Source organism: Bradyrhizobium sp. SZCCHNR2028 (genome assembly GCF_032380995.1).
In the GTDB taxonomy this organism is placed as follows: domain Bacteria; phylum Pseudomonadota; class Alphaproteobacteria; order Rhizobiales; family Xanthobacteraceae; genus Bradyrhizobium.
Window position 1 is genome coordinate 133,119 of sequence record NZ_JAUHJF010000006.1, and the last position, 15,771, is coordinate 148,889.

General features: G+C 66.3%; 16 protein-coding genes. 7 read left to right on the plus strand and 9 right to left on the minus strand.

Features of this window, described 5'->3' with window-relative positions:
• Positions 1-132: 132 nt before the first annotated feature.
• The gene (locus QX121_RS12630; RefSeq protein ID WP_315715178.1) at positions 133-858 is read right to left on the minus strand and encodes a beta-ketoacyl-ACP reductase; all 726 of its coding nucleotides are present in this window, start codon (positions 856-858) and stop codon (positions 133-135) included.
• A gap of 271 nt (positions 859-1,129) precedes the next feature.
• The gene (locus QX121_RS12635) at positions 1,130-2,308 is read right to left on the minus strand and encodes an acetyl-CoA C-acetyltransferase (protein WP_315812085.1); all 1,179 of its coding nucleotides are present in this window, start codon (positions 2,306-2,308) and stop codon (positions 1,130-1,132) included.
• A gap of 383 nt (positions 2,309-2,691) precedes the next feature.
• Between QX121_RS12635 and phaR the strand changes: the two genes are divergently transcribed.
• Positions 2,692-3,285, plus strand: coding sequence for a polyhydroxyalkanoate synthesis repressor PhaR (gene phaR, locus QX121_RS12640; RefSeq protein WP_315735740.1), 594 nt, complete (start codon positions 2,692-2,694; stop codon positions 3,283-3,285).
• A gap of 20 nt (positions 3,286-3,305) precedes the next feature.
• Here the strand turns inward: phaR and QX121_RS12645 are convergent, their stop codons facing one another.
• Complete coding sequence (locus tag QX121_RS12645) at positions 3,306-4,973, minus strand: bifunctional diguanylate cyclase/phosphodiesterase (RefSeq protein WP_315735742.1); 1,668 nt, start codon at positions 4,971-4,973, stop codon at positions 3,306-3,308.
• 306 nt (positions 4,974-5,279) lie between these two features.
• Here QX121_RS12645 and QX121_RS12650 point away from each other — a divergent pair, with 306 nt between their 5' ends.
• Positions 5,280-5,561: a hypothetical protein gene (locus tag QX121_RS12650; RefSeq protein WP_315735276.1), complete on the plus strand. Its 282-nt coding sequence runs from the start codon at positions 5,280-5,282 to the stop codon at positions 5,559-5,561.
• An 18-nt stretch (positions 5,562-5,579) separates the two neighbouring features.
• Here QX121_RS12650 and QX121_RS12655 read toward each other — a convergent pair whose 3' ends face one another.
• The 3 genes from QX121_RS12655 to QX121_RS12665 form a co-directional block, all read right to left on the minus strand.
• Complete coding sequence (locus QX121_RS12655) at positions 5,580-6,281, minus strand: hypothetical protein (RefSeq protein WP_315812086.1); 702 nt, start codon at positions 6,279-6,281, stop codon at positions 5,580-5,582.
• A 188-nt stretch (positions 6,282-6,469) separates the two neighbouring features.
• Positions 6,470-6,652 (minus strand): 50S ribosomal protein L32, encoded by a 183-nt coding sequence (gene rpmF / locus QX121_RS12660; protein ID WP_006610266.1) that lies wholly within the window; start codon positions 6,650-6,652, stop codon positions 6,470-6,472.
• Positions 6,653-6,820: 168 nt separating this feature from the next.
• On the minus strand, positions 6,821-7,492 hold the full coding sequence (locus QX121_RS12665; protein WP_315783491.1) for a transglycosylase domain-containing protein: 672 nt from the start codon (positions 7,490-7,492) through the stop codon (positions 6,821-6,823).
• Positions 7,493-7,677: 185 nt separating this feature from the next.
• Here QX121_RS12665 and QX121_RS12670 point away from each other — a divergent pair, with 185 nt between their 5' ends.
• Together QX121_RS12670 and QX121_RS12675 are read left to right on the plus strand one after the other, a co-directional pair.
• A complete protein-coding gene (locus QX121_RS12670) occupies positions 7,678-8,601 on the plus strand; it encodes a farnesyl diphosphate synthase (protein WP_315756873.1) in 924 nt (307 codons plus the stop codon).
• A gap of 9 nt (positions 8,602-8,610) precedes the next feature.
• Positions 8,611-9,303, plus strand: coding sequence for a DUF1345 domain-containing protein (locus QX121_RS12675; RefSeq protein WP_315812087.1), 693 nt, complete (start codon positions 8,611-8,613; stop codon positions 9,301-9,303).
• On the opposite strand, the gene QX121_RS12680 is transcribed toward QX121_RS12675, so the two are convergent.
• Positions 9,304-11,169 carry a caspase domain-containing protein gene (locus QX121_RS12680; RefSeq protein ID WP_315812088.1) on the minus strand — a complete coding sequence of 622 codons (1,866 nt, stop codon included), beginning with the start codon at positions 11,167-11,169 and terminating at the stop codon, positions 9,304-9,306. It abuts the gene before it with no gap.
• A 219-nt stretch (positions 11,170-11,388) separates the two neighbouring features.
• Here QX121_RS12680 and QX121_RS12685 point away from each other — a divergent pair, with 219 nt between their 5' ends.
• Together QX121_RS12685 and QX121_RS12690 are read left to right on the plus strand one after the other, a co-directional pair.
• Positions 11,389-11,763 (plus strand): nuclear transport factor 2 family protein, encoded by a 375-nt coding sequence (locus QX121_RS12685; RefSeq protein ID WP_315812089.1) that lies wholly within the window; start codon positions 11,389-11,391, stop codon positions 11,761-11,763.
• A 30-nt stretch (positions 11,764-11,793) separates the two neighbouring features.
• Positions 11,794-13,401 (plus strand): Na+/H+ antiporter, encoded by a 1,608-nt coding sequence (locus QX121_RS12690; protein ID WP_315812090.1) that lies wholly within the window; start codon positions 11,794-11,796, stop codon positions 13,399-13,401.
• A 128-nt stretch (positions 13,402-13,529) separates the two neighbouring features.
• Here QX121_RS12690 and QX121_RS12695 read toward each other — a convergent pair whose 3' ends face one another.
• The gene (locus tag QX121_RS12695) at positions 13,530-14,042 is read right to left on the minus strand and encodes a GNAT family protein (RefSeq protein ID WP_315812091.1); all 513 of its coding nucleotides are present in this window, start codon (positions 14,040-14,042) and stop codon (positions 13,530-13,532) included.
• On the opposite strand from QX121_RS12695, the gene QX121_RS12700 reads away from it, so the two are divergent.
• A complete protein-coding gene (locus QX121_RS12700; RefSeq protein WP_315812195.1) occupies positions 13,993-14,175 on the plus strand; it encodes a hypothetical protein in 183 nt (60 codons plus the stop codon). The two genes, QX121_RS12695 and QX121_RS12700, sit on opposite strands and share 50 nt — an antisense overlap.
• A gap of 271 nt (positions 14,176-14,446) precedes the next feature.
• Here QX121_RS12700 and ispG read toward each other — a convergent pair whose 3' ends face one another.
• Complete coding sequence (ispG, locus tag QX121_RS12705; protein ID WP_315735292.1) at positions 14,447-15,760, minus strand: flavodoxin-dependent (E)-4-hydroxy-3-methylbut-2-enyl-diphosphate synthase; 1,314 nt, start codon at positions 15,758-15,760, stop codon at positions 14,447-14,449.
• Between the last annotated feature and the right edge of the window lie 11 nt (positions 15,761-15,771).

The window sequence follows — 15,771 nt, forward strand, 5'->3', positions numbered from 1 at the left end:
CGGCCGGCTCATGCCGGCCACCACGCCTTCGTCCGTGCGGGAAGCGTCCAAGACGTGAATGCCCGCGGCGAGCGCGGGCGTTCGATTTCCTTAACCGCAGAAGGCGGCCGGAGGCAACGCCGCCGGCGCGGATCACACCATGTACTGGCCGCCATTGACCGACAGCGTCGAGCCGGTGATGGCTCCCGCCTCATCCGCCGCGAGGAACACCACGGCGCGCGCGATCTCCTCGGGCTCGCCGAGGCGCCCCACCGGAATCAGCGGCAGAATGGCTTTCTCGAGCACGTCCTTCGGCACCGCCTGCACCATCTCGGTGTTGATGTAGCCCGGGCAGATCACGTTGACGGTAATGCCGGCCTTGGCCGTCTCCAGCGCGAGCGCCTTGGTGAAGCCGATGTCGCCGGCCTTCGCCGCGGAGTAGTTGACTTGGCCAAACTGGCCCTTCTGGCCGTTGATCGAGGAGATGTTGATGATGCGGCCGAACTTGCGCGCGCGCATGCCCTCAATGACCGGGCGGGTCATGTTGAACAGCGAGCCGAGATTGGTGTTGATGACGGCGCTCCACTGCTCAAGCGTCATCTTGTGGAAGGCCGTGTCACGGGTGATGCCGGCATTATTGATCAGCACGTCGATGGGACCGAGATCGGCTTCGACCTTCTTGATACCTTCGCCGCAGGCCTCGAACGAGCTGACGTCCCATTTGTAGACGGGGATCTCCGTCTCGCTCTTGAACTTCTCCGCAGCGGCATCGTTGCCGCCGTAATTCGCCGCGACCTTGTATCCCGCCGCCTTCAGCGCCTTGCTGATCGCCGCTCCGATACCGCGCGTCCCCCCGGTCACCAACGCCACACGTGCCATGTCGAATCCTTCCCTCGATGACTGATCGCACAGGACAACCTCTGGCTGCCACCGTGCATACCGTTGTTATTGGATCATGAAACGTCGTGCGACGATCAACTTGCCGCATGACCATCGATGCTCGCTCAACTCCATTTTTTTAGTGGTCGATTATGCGACGTGTTTGACGGACATCAAGAACAAAACGCCCGGCGAGATCGCCGGGCGTTGATCTTTAGTTGAGCTGGACGCGATTGCGAAGACTGAACGGTTCGCAGTCAGTGCCGGCTTTTTAGTCGCGTGCGACGCACAGCGCGATGCCCATGCCGCCGCCGATGCACAGCGTCGCGAGGCCCTTCTTGGCGTCGCGCTTCTGCATCTCATGCAGCAGGGTCACGAGCACGCGCGCGCCGGATGCACCGATTGGATGGCCGATCGCGATCGCACCGCCGTTGACGTTGACCTTGGCCGGATCCCAGCCGAGGTCCTTGTTCACGGCACAGGCCTGCGCGGCGAACGCCTCGTTGGCTTCGATCAGGTCGAGGTCGGCGATATTCCAGCCGGCCTTCTTCAGCGCCGTGCGCGACGCCGGGATCGGACCGGTGCCCATGATCTTCGGGTCGACGCCGGCCTGTCCCCAGGACACGATCCGGGCGAGCGGGGTCTTGCCCTCCTTGGCGGCCTGCTTGGCGGTCATCAGCACCACGGCCGCCGCGCCGTCATTGATGCCCGACGCGTTGCCGGCGGTGACCGTGCCGTCCTTCTCGAAGGCCGCACGCAGCTTGGCCATGGCCTCGACCGTCGCGCCATGACGCGGGTATTCGTCGGTGTCGACCACGGTGTCGCCCTTGCGGCTCTTGACCGTCACGGGCGCGATCTCGTTCTTGAACCTGCCGGATTTCTGAGCGGCCTCGGCCTTGTTCTGCGATGCAACGGCGAACTCGTCCTGCTGCGCGCGGGTGATCTGATATTGCTTCGCAACGTTCTCGGCGGTGTTGCCCATGTGATAGCCGTTGAAGGCATCCCACAGACCGTCCTTGATCATCGTGTCGACCAGATCGAGCGAGCCCATCTTCACGCCGGCGCGCAGGTATTGCGCATGCGCCGCCATGCTCATCGACTCCTGGCCGCCGGCAACCACGATGTCGGAGTCGCCATTGACGAGCGCCTGGTAGCCCAGCGCGACGGAGCGCAGGCCCGAGCCGCACAGCTGGTTGATGCCCCAGGCCGGGCTTTCCACCGGAATGCCGGCGGCGATCGAGGCCTGGCGGGCGGGGTTCTGGCCTTGAGCTGCGGTCAGGATCTGCCCCAGAATGACTTCGGACACACGGCCCGGCTCGATGCCGGCGCGTTCCAGTGCGGCCTTGATTGCGACAGCGCCCAGCTCATGGGCCGGAACACTGGCAAAGGCACCGTTGAAGCTTCCAACCGGGGTACGGGCGGCGCTGACGATGACGACATCGTCTGACATGGGCATCTCCTGGGGTTCTTGATCTTGGACGTGAAAGCGAGGGCTTGAGAACTTGAGGGTATTTGAAATGAAAATGATCTTTTCAGTTCACGGTCGTGCCGGCCGTCCGCAAGCCCCGGATTGGCGAGTGCGAAACCTTCGCACTTCATCCTGTTAACGTCGTTGCGACATGTCAATTGGCGGCATCAGCAATTCCTGTTGCAGCGCATTCAAATTGGGATGCTTGGCCGTTTCGTGAGCAAGATTTCTGCTGCGGGATTAACCGTTCCGCACAAAACCGTAGCCGAACTCGCCCGAAAGTGATTACGTTATTGCATTGCGTAGCTCTTCGCCCTGCGGCGACGCCGCCGGGTTCCCTGTTCTCGGTTTGCATGTGTGAGCTCATGGCGAAATCTGACCAACCCACCACAATCAAGAAATACGCGAACCGGCGGCTCTACAATACCGGGACGAGTACCTACGTGACCCTCGAAGATCTTGCCTCGATGGTTAAGAACGGGGAGGATTTCCTGGTCTACGACGCCAAGACCGGCGACGACATCACGCGCTCCGTACTCGCCCAGATCATCTTCGAACAGGAGAACAAGGCCGGCCAGAACCTGCTGCCGACCACGTTCCTGCGCCAGCTCATCCGCTTCTACGGCGACAGCATGCAGATGGTGGTGCCGAAATACCTTGAGCAGTCGATCGATACCCTGACCAGAGAGCAGGAAAAGTTCCGCAAGCAGATCGCTGACACCTTCAGCGGGACGCCATTCGCGCCGCTCGAGGAGCAGGTGCGCCGCAACATGGAGCTGTTCCAGCAGACCTTCTCGATGTTCAAGCCGTTCGCGCCGCCGGCCCGCGGGGAGGAAAAGGCGGCCGAGCCGACCCCGGCCGCCGACGACAACATCGACGAGCTGCGTCGTCAGATGAAGGAAATGCAGGACCGGCTCGACCGCATGTCCGAGCCGAAGAAGGACGAGCAGCAAGGCTGACGCCGAAGGCCGGCGGCCGATCAGCTCGCCGCCGGCAACTCGACCGTGCCGTTACCGATCCACGGCCGATCGACCGAGGCGAGGCCGATCACCCGGCCCTGGATGTAATCGCAGCCCCAGTCGCGCAGCAGCGCGACCGACGCCTCGTCCTGCACCCATTCCGCGACCGTCTTGATCTGCAGCCGTCGCGCCAGCTCGACCAGCGTCTGCACGAAGGCGCGGTCATCAGCCGAGCGCACGAGATTCTGCACGAAGGCGCCGTCGATCTTGACGATGTCGACGCCGAGCTTGCGCAGATTGCGGAACGAGGTGTGTCCGGCGCCGAAATCATCGATGGCAATTCGGCTGCCGAGATCTTTCAGCCGCGTCACGAAGCCGCGGAGATCGTCGACGTCCTGGATCTCGACCGTCTCGGTGATCTCGACGATCAGCCGTTCGGCGACCCCCGGATGGGCGCGCATCATGGACTCGATCGAGGCCCACCAGTCCGGATCCATGGTGGTCTCAGGCGAGATGTTGAGGCTCAGGGTGACGTCGGGCGTGCTCGCAAGCTCCGCCACCACCAGCTCCAGAATGCGGTGATCGACCAGGCGGATCAGGCCGAGACGTTCGGCGACCGGCACCACGTCCGGCGCCAGGAGGGCCCGACCGTCATCCTGGCGCATCCGCACCAGGCATTCATAGAAGGCGGGCGCAAGCGTGTTGGCATTCACCACCGGCTCGAACGCCGTGACGATGCGCCGCTCATTGAGCGCGGTCACGATCTCGTCGGTGACGCGGATGTTGACCTTGCGCTGCGCGTCGCGCTCCACGTTCGGCCGCCAGGTCGAGAACGATCCGATGCGGCGGCGCTTGGCGGCGTCGAGCGTCTCATGGGCGCGGTTGACCGCCTCCTCGACCGAGCGGGCGTGACGGGGAACGCTGACTGCGCCGATCGTCGCGGTGACGGCGACCGGACCAGACTTGGTCGGCACCACCTCGTCGCGCACCGTCGCGAGGAAGCGTTCGGCGGCGGTGTTCATGTCGTCCATCGTACAGTTCTTCAGGATCAACCCGAACTTGTTGCCCGAGAACCGCCCGAGCGTGTCGCCGCCGCGGAGCCGGCCCCGGATGCGCTGGGCGATCTCCAGCACGACGCCGTCGGCGACGTCGAAGCCGAAGGCGTCGTTGATGCGCGCGAGATGATCGATGCCGACCAGCATGAAGGCGCAGGAGAAGCGGAAGCGCTGCGACTCCTCGATCACCTCGGCAAGCGTCGCCAACAGGTGCGTCCGGTTCAGCTCGCCGGTCAGCGGATCGTGGCGTGACAGCTTGAGCAGTTGCTCCTCGCGGGCGTGGCGCTCGTTGTTGATCCGCACGATGCCCTGGGCACGCGATGGCCGCCCATCGGGGCCGGCGAACCAGCAGCCGGTCTCCTCGACCCAGATCAGCGGCGCACCCGCGTGGGTGCGCACGCCATATTCGATCCGGTACGGCGTGCCGGCGGCGCCATGCAGCGGCGCCGCCTGGTGCATGATCTCGGAGCGGATGCTGCGGTCCGGCTCGATGAGCTTGCTGAATTCGGCGCCGTTGCAGAGTTGCGGCAGCGGAACGTCGGCAAACACCGCCCCGACGTGATCGCTCCAGACGATCACATCGCTCGCCAGATCCCAGACGAAGGCAGCTTGGCCCAGGGATGCCAGGATCATCGCGGTCTGTGGCAATTCGGATGTCAAGATCGCCTCGTTTCGGCACAGGCCGGCAAGACCGGCGCTGATTTGGGAACGGCCGACGCGTATCAGCGCGAGCGGCGGCGGCCGACTTCGCGAATCAGACTACGCATCTCTGGTTAACGGAGAGCATGCCGAGGCGACGGGCGCGTGTCCGAGACGCGTCAACCATCTTTGGAACGTACAGCGCTCGACGCGCTTGGAACGGCATTGGCTTTGCGAGTTGGAATGGCGAAAGGCTCCGGCGTCCCATAACGTGACACGCGCGCCGGTAATGGTTGGGCAATGTTAACGATTGATCAGGACGAGGGCTGCCTGGACCGAACGGAGGAGACGTCGCGCTCGGTCGTGCTGCTGCCGGCCGGCACCAGCGACGAGCATCGCGCGCGCATGGTCCGCGCCTCCCGCCCCGACGCCAGCTTCGTCACCCATCTGATCGCGACCGCCGAGCACCTGCCACAGACCCGCACGCTGAGGCGTGCCGCGCCGGCAGACGTGCACAACGCCTATGCGGCGAGGCTTCAACCGGTGACGCGGGCCGTCGGCCGGACCCGGCAGGTGATCTGAGCGCGGCTCGCCTGCGCGTCAGGCCTTTGGCGTGTCGGTTTTTGGCGGCTCTTGGGCCCCCGGGCCGGTCACCTCGGCCTGCAACTCCGGGGCAGCGCCTTTCGGCTCCGCAGCAGCCGGCCGCGGCACCGAGCGATCGAGCAGCACCGATTCGGCGACGGAGGCCGCTGCCGGCACGGCATCGGTGGACTCCTCGTCGGGTGCAGGAGGGGCAGCGGCATCCGCCGGCTGAAGCTCCGCCCTGGCCGGTTCTTTGGCCGATTCTTCGATCAGCTCGGGCTCGGGATCAGAGACGGGCACGTCGGCAGGAACCGGCGCGGGAGCAGGCGCTGCTACGACGGCGCGGGCGGCGCGCTTGGTGCGCAGCGAGATGCCGCCGAAGAAATCGACCATCGCCAGCAGGGTCAGCAGCAGAAAGGTCGAATTCCCGAACTTCTGCCACATCACGAATTCCGCCGCGGCGCCGCCGAAGACCAGCAGCGACAGCAGATGATCGGTCAGATATTTCCCGTTCGGCTTCGCCGCCTTGATGATTTCGAGCAGCAGCAGCAGCACGCCCAGGGCCAGCAGCATGTCGCCGAGCGAGATCGTCCAGACCTCGCCGGACGGAAGCTGAAGGCGCAGCAGCGTCTCGCTGAAGGCGACCCCCGGCATCAGGAAGACGATCATGTTGTAGATCGCCAGCGGGATCAGCAGCAGCGGGAAACCGACCATGGACATCGGTTGAAGCCTTGGATGGCGCGGGCGGCGGCCCGGCGCAAAATCAATCGGTGCGAAGATGATGACAGCGAGACGGGATCACGCGACACAGATACGCAACGGTCCCGGCGAATCACGTCGCACGGGACCGCTTTCAACCCCATCGATGGCCGAATTCGGGCAGCTTGGAAAGCGGCCCGCGCGGACAATCAGGCGTCTTTCTTCTTCAGAACCTGGCGGCCCTTGTACATGCCGGTCTTCAGGTCCAGGTGGTGCGGACGACGCAGCTCGCCGGAATCCTTGTCCTCGACATAGGTCGGCTTCTTGATGGCGTCAGCCGAGCGGCGCATGCCGCGGCGAGACGGCGAAGTTTTTCTTCTGGGGACGGCCATATCGGTATCCTCTAGGGGTATTTCGGAAGGCATCGTCCGCAAAGGGACGGCTGCAGCCATGAAGCTGGCGAGCCGGATGCCGATCAAGGCCGCGCTTATAGAGGAAGGGGTGCGGCATGGCTAGGGCTCTCCGAGGCATTTTTGGCCAAAATTGCGCCCGCTCGGGTCTCAACGCCGCTCCCCCCAGCAGGTCTGCAGGCTGGAGGCCTGGGCCCGCACCATGTAGGTCGCGGACAGCCGCCGCACACCCGGCCCCGGAACCCGGGCACTGCGCCGGACGGGGTTCGGCAGGATCGAGGCCATCAACCCCGCCTCGCGCGGGCCGAGCCCCGCGGCGGAGCGGTTGAAGGCGTAATTTGCGCCCGCCTCGACGCCGAACTGGCCGGATGGGCCAAGCTCGGCGATGTTGAGATAGATCTCGAGAATGCGCCGCTTGTTGAGCACGAGATCGATCCATAGCGCCAGCGGCAGTTCCAGCGCCTTGCGGACATAGCTGCGGCCCTGCCAGAGGAACAGGTTCTTGGCAACCTGCTGGGTGATGGTCGAGCCGCCGCGGCTGACCTCGCCGTCCTCGGCGTCGTCCATGACCTCCCGCAGCGCCCCCCAGTCGATGCCGTGATGGCCGCAGAATTTGGCATCCTCCGCGGCCACCACAGAGCGGGGCAAATACGGCGACATCGCCGAGAGGTCGATCCAGTGCCGCGTTACCGGCTGCCCCGTCACCGACCGCCACAGCATCAGGGTCGAGACGGGGTGACCCACGGCATAGAACGGCGTCAGCGCGTAGGGCACGAGCAGCACCAGCACGACGATCAGGAGGATGGTTCTGACGGTACGCAAGGGCAGGCGTCGCTCGGGTTCGACCGCCGCGGCGGCGGACAATTGGCCGGGATTATCCGACATCTCGATGTGGTTTCCTGCTTTTTTCCGCAGTTGCGGCCGAAAGCCGCCACCGCCCCGGCAATTGACGAAGTCGCCGCCATCAACGATTGTCCGGCGAATTTTGCCCCTGGAGCTCTTGTTAAATGACTGCGACGGCCCTCACCGACTTCACCCAACGCCTGGACAAGACCGCGGAAGAGACCGAAGCCCTGCTCGGCGAGCTCCTCGGCGATGCGCCGCTGGCGGACGAGATCATCAGGCCGAAGCGGCTGATCGAGTCGATGCGCTATTCGAGCCTCAACGGCGGCAAGCGGCTGCGCCCGTTCCTGGTGGTCGAGAGCGCCGCCGTGTTCGGCGTGCCCCGGCGCGGCGCGTTGATGGCGGGCGCGGCGCTCGAATGCATCCACTGCTATTCCCTGATCCATGACGACCTGCCGGCGATGGACAATTCCGACCTGCGCCGGGGACGTCCGACCCTGCACAAGGCCTATGACGACGCCACCGCGATCCTGGCCGGCGACGCGCTGCTGACCATCGCCTTCGACATCATCACCCGCGACGAGATCCATGCCGACGCCGGCGTCCGGCTGGCGCTGACCCGGGCGCTGGCCCGCTGCGCCGGTGTCGGCGGCATGGCCGGCGGCCAGATCCTCGACCTCGCCGGCGAGGGCCGGTTCGGCGACCGCGACCCGGTCGACGTCGCCCGCGTGCAGCAGATGAAGACCGGCGCCCTGCTCCGCTTCGGCTGCATCGCCGGCGCCCTGCTCGGCCAGGCGTCGGCAGCCGAGTACCAGGCGCTCGACGACTACGGCCGGGCGCTGGGCGAAGCCTTCCAGATTGCCGACGACCTGCTCGACGTCGAGGGCGATGCCGCGACGCTCGGCAAGCCGGCCGGCGCCGACGCCGAGCTCGGCAAGACCACCTTCGTCACCCAGCTCGGCGTCGAGGGCGCCAGGCAGCGCGTCCGCGACCTCCTCGCCCGCGGCGATGCCGCGCTGTCGATCTTCGGCGCCAAGGGCGACGTGCTGCGCGCCGCCGCCCACTTCGTCGCCGAGCGCAAGAGCTGAGGCGAGGCGTTGGCCGAAGTCCATCCCGACGATCCGGACCTCGCTCGCTTCGCAAGCATGCCGGCTGCGTTGCGCGTCATCTATGCGCGGCCGCGCACCTTCGTTTCGCTGGGCATCGCGATCATCGCGTTCTTCCTGCTGCCGCAGGCGCTCCGCCTGATCACGCGGCTGCTGCTCGCCTGGGACATCTTCACCGCGCTCTACCTCGTGCTGGTCGCGGCGATGATGCTTCGCAGCGAGCATCATCACATCCGCCGCAAGGCGATCATGCAGGACGACGGCCGTTTCGTGATCCTGCTGGTCACGGCGCTCGGCGCCTTTGCCAGCATCGCAGCGATCGTGCTCGAGCTCGGCGCCTCCAAGCGCGACGCCCCGGCGCTGACGCTGGCGCTGCTCACCGTCTCGCTGTCCTGGGCCGCGGTGCATGCGACCTTCGCCCTGCACTACGCTCATGACTACTACCGCGGCGCCAAGCCCGGCGGCCTGCAATTCCCCAGCGGCGACACCGACGAGCACGCCGACTACTGGGACTTCGTCTACTTCTCCTTCGTCATCGGCATGACCGCCCAGGTCTCCGACGTCGGCATCACCGACAAGATCATCCGCCGCACCGCGACCGTGCACGGCATCATCTCGTTCATCTACAACACCGCGCTGGTCGCCCTGATGGTCAACATCGCCGCCAGCGTAATCTCGTCCTGATCAGTTGCACACCTCGACGCTGGCGTTGTTGGCCGGACCACCGCCGCCACGATATTCGAGACGGCAGCCGGGCCTGACGGCGCGGCACAGATAGGCATCGCAATAGATCTGGCCGGTGGACTTCGGCGGCCGAGCGGCCTGGGTCTGCGGCCTGGCGTAGCCCGGGGCCGACCCGATGCCGACGCTGGCATTGGGAAGCGGCAGGCCGGGCTCGGGAGCAGCACGGGCGCGACGGCGCGACGGCATGTCCTCGTCGTCCTGCCCGCGCTTGGCGACCGGCTTCTTCCCGCGCCGCTTCTCGCATTCATTGTCGTCGTTGACGAACGAGCCCTCGGCGCAAACGACGCGCGTGCAGCGGTCGCCGTCCGGCTTGGTGCCATGCTGGCAGACCAGCGGGCAGACGCGGGCCTGCTTGAGCTTGATCGCCTGGAGCGCATCGGCCGAGGCCGCCTGGGTGTCGAGCTTGGTGCCCGCATAGCGGTTGAACTGCGACAGCGAGCGGCGCGAGGCCGAGCCCCAGTCGCCATCGGCGTCCTCGGTGAGGCAGCCGACGCGGCGCAGCTCGAGTTGAACAGATTTGGCGAGATCAGCCGGCTGCGATGGGGGAGTCAGCGAGGCGACCTCCGGCCCCTGCTGCAGGGCTGCGGCCGCCGGCGCGCCCGGCGATGTCGCCGCGCGCGGATTGTCGGCCGCCGCGAGCTGCTGCTCCTGCCGCTTCTTCTCGGCGTCGGCCGCCTGCTGCTGTGCCAGCTGATTGGCCTTCTCGGCAGCAATGCGCGCCTGCTCGGCCGCCTTGGCCTCGGCCTCCGCCTTGGCGAGGGTATCCTTGCGGGCGCCCTCCGCGACGAGTCGCGCGCGCTCGGCCTCGGTGGCGCGGGCCTTCTCGGAAGCGGCGGCGCGATTCTCCTCGGCGGTGAGCTTTTCGAGCTGCAACTTGGCCAGGCTCGCATAGAAGCCGTCCGGATATTGCGCCAGGAACGCGTTCAGCGCGCCCTTGTTGCCGACCTGCATCGCGAGCTCGTAGTCGCGCCGGATGTCGGCTTGCGGATTTGCGGGCGGTGCGACCGGCATCTGCGTGACGACGCGCGGCACGCCGGGGACCAGCGGCACGTCCTCACCGCCCAGCGAGCCATAGACGAACGGTTCCTGGCGGTTGCCGGTCGATTTCAGCACCTCGTCGCGCACGAAGCCGAACGCCTTGCGGACGTCGAGGCCGGGGGTCGCGATGTGCCGCGACAGCGCCAGTGTAAAGGGGCTGTTCTTGCCGTCGCCGTCCTGCGCCGTGGAGCCGGCCTTGGCGGAGTAGGCGATCAGCGTGTTGGGGCTGGTCGGCTCGACCTTGGCGAGGCCGCGGCCGAGGCTGCGGGTCGCCACCGTCCGCTGCATGTTGCGGGTGAACGGATTGTCGCGGCAAGCGTCGAGGATCACCAGCCGCAGCTTCTTGGCCGGCTCGACCGCAACCAGGATGCGGTCGAGCGACAGCGTCTCGTCATAGACGTCGGTATCACGCTCGAGCCGGGCATCGATCGGGATCAGGTAGTTGGCCCCTTCGACTTCCATGCCGTGGCCCGCATAGTAGACCACGGCGATGTCGGCATCGCGCGCGGCGTCGGCAAAATCGCGCAGCGCCCGCCGGGTCTCACGGGCGGTGAGATCGCGCCTGTAATCGACGACGTCGAAGCCGGCGCTCTTGAAGGTCGCGGTCATCACCGCGCCGTCATTGGCGGGGTTCGTGAGCTGCGGCACGTTCTGATAGGCGGAGTTGCCGATGACGAGCGCCACCCGCTTCTCGGCGAGCGCGGGGTGGCCGATCAGCAGCAGCGCTGCCGTCAGGATATAACCGCCCAATCGAAGTGACCAAGACATCGTACCCACCCCATACCGCTGGGAGATCTGCTGGGGCCTGCCTATCAGAGTGCAGCCCATTCGGCTTGTGACCGGGATCACGCAGATTTATTCCCGATCGACCTGGCCTCGGCCATTATAGTCTGTCGCTGGCGCAATGACGCCAGTTCATGCCTTGCCAAGCGCCGCTTTGCATCGAAAATGCGATCCTTGTTTGTCCAGGTTCCCAGGGAGTTGGCCGTGAGCACAGACCGTTCCACCGTCGAGGCCGTCGTTCAGGGCTATTTCGATGCGCTCTACGAGGGCGACGCCGACAAGCTCGGTGCCGTGTTCCACCCCACCGCTGACCTGCGCTGGGTCGAGAACGGCGAGCTCAAGATCCTGACCGTGCCGGACTGGCTGGCCTGGGTGCGCAAGCGCCCGTCGGCGAAGGGCGAGGGCAAGCCGCGCGAGGACTTCATCGTCACCATCGACCGTTCGGACGAGAAGACGGCCTTCATCAAGGCGCGCTGCCAGCTGCCGCCGCGCTATTTCACTGATTATCTCGTGGCGATGAAACTGAAGGACGGCTGGCAGATCGTGTCGAAGTCCTACCGCTACGATCTCAGGGACTGAGGCCGGCGCTGCGACGCCCGGCTGAGACCAATGGAAGCCCATTTTCAGATATTCCTGATCCTGCTGGCCGTGTTGGCGGGAACCGCCCTGATCGCGCGACGCGCCAATCTCGCGCCGGCGATCCTCTTGATGCTCGCCGGCATCGCGCTCGCCTTCGTGCCGACGATGCCGGCGTTCGCGCTGCCGCCCGAGCTCGTGCTGCTGGTGGTGCTGCCGCCGCTGATCTATTCGTCGAGCGTCGCGATGAGCTGGCGCGAGTTCAAGCGCAATCTACGGCCGATCGTGCTGCTCGCGGTCGGCTGCGTGATCTTCACGGCGTCCGCTGTGGCGACGGCGACCCACTATCTTCTCGGCCTGCCCTGGAGCATCGGCTTCCTGCTCGGCGCCATCGTGGCGCCGCCCGACGTCGTGGCGCCGCTCGCCATCGCCCGCCGGCTGCATCTGCCGCGCCGGGTCATGGTGATCCTCGAAGGCGAGGGCCTCGCCAATGACGCGACAGCGCTGATCCTCTATCGCTTCGCGGTGGCCGCCATCACCACCGGCGCCTTCTCCTTTCCGGTCGCGGCCGGCGAGTTCGGCCTGATCGTGGTTGGCGAGATCGCCTTCGGCATCGGCGTCGGCTGGCTGATGCTGCGCGCCCGTCACCACGCGCGCGACCCGCAAGTCGAGATCACGTTGTCGGTGCTGACGCCGTATCTGGCGTTCTGGATCCCCGAGCATGTCGGCGGCTCCGGCGTGATCGCGACCGTGGCCTGCGGCCTTTACATGAGCTGGAACGGCCCATTGTGGATCTCCTCGGCAACCCGCCTGCAGGGCGTCTTCTTCTGGGACCTCATGGTCTACCTGATCGAGGGCATGCTGTTCCTGCTGACCGGCTTCCAGATGCGGCTGATCTACGAGAAGTCGAAGATCTTCCCGCTCGACGAGATCATGATCGCGACCGCGCTGGTGCTCGCCATCGTCGTGATCGCGCGCTTCGCCTGGACCTTTCCGGCGACCATCCTGCCGCGCCTGCTGAGCTCTTCGCTCCGGGCCCGCGATCCGCTGCCGCCGTGGCGGCAGACCTTCATCATCGGCTTCACCGGCGTGCGCGGCACGGTCTCGCTCGCCACCGCGCTGGCGCTGCCGCTGACGCTCTCGACCGGCGATGCGTTTCCCTATCGCGACCAGATCCTGTTCATCGCCTTCGGCGTGATCTTCTTCACCCTGATCGGTCTCGGCCTGACCCTGCCGGCCGTCGTGCGCTGGCTCGGGGTCGGCAACCAGGGTCGCGCCGAGCATCAGCGCGAGCATGAGCAGGAGATCGCGGCCCGGCGCGAGGCGCTCGACAGCGCCTTGCGGTCGCTGGAAACGATGACCAGCGATCGCGAGCTGTCGGACGAGGTGGTGCGGCTGCTGCGGGCGCGCCACGAGGTACGGACCAACCAGCTCCCGGAAGGTCTGAAGCCCGAGGACAACGACGCATCGGCGCTCGGCATCGAGCTGACCCGCGAGCTGATCACGGCGGAACGCAAATTCATCCATGTGATGCTGCGCGACGGCAAGATCACCGACGAGACCCGCCGCCGCATCGAACGCGACCTCGATCTGGAAGAGGCGAGCCTCGCCAATCGCGAATATGGGCACGTGCCGCTGTAGGAGCTGAGGGCTGGTGGCGGGGTTGTAGGACGCGATGTTGCGGCAAACGCCGTCATTGCGAGCTGCACTCGCAATGACGTGGATAGAGCCGCGCACATCTCTCCCCGCTATCGAGGGGAGCCTCACCCTCACCGCTCGATCATCCAGCGCGTCACCGCCTGGTGGTAGTTCATCGGCCCGGGCACGGTCTTGTAGGTCTTCAAGTAGCGGAATCCGGCCTTCTGCAGGGCGCGGTTGGGGGCGGTGTTGTAGGCGTGCGGCTCGCAGAACAACTGCTTGAGCTGCAGCCGCTCAAAATAGAGATCGATGCTGCGGCGGACGCATGCGGTGCCGAGGCCGCGGCCGCGCAGCTCCGGCTCGGTGACGTGCAGATGCATGTGGGCGCGATTGCCGAACACGATGCGGTCGCAACTGGAGAAGCCGATCGGGCGGCCGTCGAGCCGCCAGATCACCAGCAGCGCCGCGCGCTCGGCCAAGGGCGTGTCGTAGAGCGTCTGGAACAGTCCGGTCCACACCTGCCTGGTCGGCATCCGCGTCGGATCGATGCCCATCACGTCGAGCTGCTCGATGCTCGACGAATAGAAGTAGTCGATGACCATCGAGGTCTCGGCGAGTTCCATTTCGCGGATGTCGAGATTCATCGAGGCGTCCTCTTCAGCAAGCCTCAAGGTGCCGATCATGCGGGCAGCAGTGGGGCGGCGCGATGCGGATCGCGTCGGTCACGGCAACGGCGCATATCGCAGCAGCCACGCGCTGCGGAAAATTTCAGAATGAGTAGCTGGAGACCAGCAGCCGCCGGTTGCAATTGCAGCACGGTCGGCGCGGCGAAGTCGGGCCTCATGGTTCTCAAAGCGATGCGAGAGCATCGCCTGAACGCGCCGAGAGCGGCGCTCCTCACCATGAGGGTTCGTTCGCCGAGACGTCGGTCCTCGTCCTGGGGAGACCGCCGCAGGCGGTCGTCTCGAAGGAACGGCCAAGAGGGTTCTGCCTAACGGGCCCTCTGCGCCTACGCGGGATGGCCGGGGCGGGGCCGGAGCGGAGCCTATTACTCCGCCGCGGTCACACTCTCCGGCGCCTTTTCAAGCGCCTTGGCGCCGCTGCCGTAGCGCTGGTCGATGTAGTCGATGACCAGCGCCTTGAAGTCGGCCGCGATAGTGGGGCCGCGCAGGGTGCGGAACTTCTTGCCGTCGACGAAGACCGGCGCGGCCGGGGCTTCGCCGGTGCCGGGCAGGGAGATGCCGATATTGGCGTGCTTGGATTCGCCGGGGCCGTTGACGATGCAGCCCATGACGGCGACGTTGAGCGCTTCCACGCCGGGATACTGCGTCTTCCAGGACGGCATCTCCTCGCGGATGAAATCCTGGATCGAGCGCGCCAGCTCCTGGAACGTGGTCGAGGTGGTGCGGCCGCAGCCCGGGCACGCCGCGACCAGCGGCACGAAGGTGCGGAAGCCCATGGTCTGCAGCAGCTCCTGCGCGACCTGCACCTCGAGCGTGCGGTCGCCGCCGGGCTCCGGGGTCAGCGAGATGCGGATGGTGTCGCCGATGCCCTGCTGCAGCAGGATGCCGAGCGCCGCCGAGGAGGCGACGATGCCCTTCGAGCCCATGCCGGCCTCGGTGAGGCCGAGATGAATGGCGTAGTCGGAGCGTGCGGCGAGGTCCTGATAGACCGCGATCAGGTCCTGCACGGCCGAGACCTTGGCCGACAGGATGATGCGGTCCTTCGGCATGCCGAGCTCCTGGGCCCGGGCGGCCGACAGCAATGCCGACTGCACCATGGCTTCGCGCATCACCGCGCGCGCATCGCGCGGATTCGCCGAGGCGGCGTTCTCGTCCATCAGCTTGCTGAGCAGCTCCTGATCGAGCGAGCCCCAATTGGCGCCGATGCGCACCGGCTTGCCATATTTGTTGGCGAGCTCGATGATGGTCGAGAACTGCGTGTCCCGCTTGTCCTTGAAGCCGACATTGCCGGGATTGATGCGGTACTTCGCCAGCGCCTCGGCGCAGGCCGGATAGTCGGTCAGCAGCTTGTGGCCGATATAGTGGAAGTCGCCGATCAAGGGCGTGGTGATGCCGCGCTTGTCGAGCTGCTCGCGGATCTGCGGGACGGCCGCGGCGGCCTCCTCGCGGTCGACCGTGATGCGGACCATCTCGGACCCGGCGCGCGCCAGCGCTGCAACCTGGGCCACCGTCTGGTCGACGTCGGCGGTGTCGGTGTTGGTCATCGACTGCACCACGATCGGGGCGCCGCCGCCGACGGCGACGTTGCCGACCATGACGCGGGTGGTCTGATGCCGGGGAGCGGGTCCGGCGACATCGGACGCTGAGGTGTTCTCGGTCAGGATCTCGGGCTTGTTCATGGGCGCTCGGA